This is a genomic window from Mesorhizobium sp. M8A.F.Ca.ET.021.01.1.1 (assembly GCF_003998025.1).
In the GTDB taxonomy this organism is placed as follows: domain Bacteria; phylum Pseudomonadota; class Alphaproteobacteria; order Rhizobiales; family Rhizobiaceae; genus Mesorhizobium.
On record NZ_RZSJ01000915.1, the window covers coordinates 1 to 1,420 of the forward strand.

The 1,420-nt window shown below is 63.4% G+C and carries 1 protein-coding gene; it reads left to right on the top strand.

Annotation, left to right across the window (positions count from 1 at the left end; translation table 11 throughout):
• The first annotated feature begins 137 nt into the window (after nucleotides 1-137).
• On the top strand, nucleotides 138-1,361 hold the full coding sequence (locus EOA36_RS35400; protein ID WP_189343646.1) for a multidrug effflux MFS transporter: 1,224 nt from the start codon (nucleotides 138-140) through the stop codon (nucleotides 1,359-1,361).
• The last annotated feature ends 59 nt before the right edge of the window (nucleotides 1,362-1,420 follow it).

Sequence of the window (1,420 nt, forward strand, 5' to 3'; positions counted from 1 at the left end):
CCCGGATTCCGGGATCAGCACGAGCCAATGCGCCGGCCCGCCGGCGCGTTTTCGTTTGAGAGATCGGACTTGCCGTGGACCAGCAGAAATCAGCGCCGCAAGGGGCAAGCACCTTGCCCGGGGCAAGCCAATTGCCCATTCCGCGCTGGGAGTTCATCGCGCTCTGCGCGGCGCTGATGGCGCTCAATTCGCTGGCTATCGACATCATGCTGCCGGCGCTGCAGCAGATCGGCGCCTCGCTCGGCGTCGAGAATGAAAACCACAGGCAATATGTGGTCACCGCCTACATACTGGGTTTCGGCGGCGGCCAGTTGTTCTTCGGGCCGATCTCGGACCGTTACGGGCGCCGTTCGCCGCTCGTCGCCGGCCTGATCATCTACGTGGCGGCCGCCGCCGCGGCCGCAATCGCGCCGAGCTTCGAGACACTTTTGATATGCCGCGCCGTGCAAGGCATCGGCGCGGCCGCCACGCGCGTGATCGCGGTCTCGATCGTGCGCGATACATTCGACGGCCGGCGTATGGCCGAAGTCATGTCGCTGATCTTCATGGTGTTCATGGCCATTCCGGTCGTGGCGCCAGGCATTGGCCAGTTCATCATGCTGTTCGCGACCTGGCACTGGATCTTCGTCACCATGGCCGTCGGCGCGCTGGTCGTGTCGGCATGGTCGCTGCTGCGCCTGCCCGAGACGCTGCATCCCGAGTATCGCCGGCCACTGACGGTTTCCTCCATTCTCGGAGGCTTCCGCATCGTGCTCACCAACCGCATCGCGCTCTGCTATGCCTTCGCCAGCACGTTCATCTTCGGCGCCATGTTCGGCTTCATCGCCTCGGCGCAGCAGATCTATGTCAACATCTTCAACGTCGGCGAGATGTTTCCCGTCATCTTCGCCGGTGTCGCCGGCGTGCTCGCCTTCTCCAACTATCTCAACTCGCGCCTCGTCGGACGTATCGGCATGCGCCGCCTGTCGCAAGGCGCGCTGCTGCTGTTTCTGGTGATCAGCCTGGCCTGGCTCGTGGTTTCACTGGAAATGAAGATGCCGCTCTGGCTGTTCATCACTTTCTTTGCCGGTGCCATGCTGCCGTTTGGCTGCCTAGGCGCGAATTTCAACGCGTTGGCCATGGAGCCGCTCGGCCAACTGGCCGGCACGGCGTCGTCCATTCTGGGTTTCATGCAGACGTTTCTCGGCGGCATTCTCGGCACGCTGATCGGCCAGGCTTTCAACGGCACGGTGACGCCGCTGGCCGCCGGCTTCTGTAGCGTCTCCGTCGCGGCGCTGCTGATGATCCTGATTGCCGAGCGCGGCAAGATGTTCCAGCCGCAGAACGCACCCGTCTCAGGGCACGTCACCGACCTGCACTGACTTGTCGTTTGCGGGTGGTCAGGATGTACCTTCGAGCGACGCCGTGAAGCGAGGAGAAA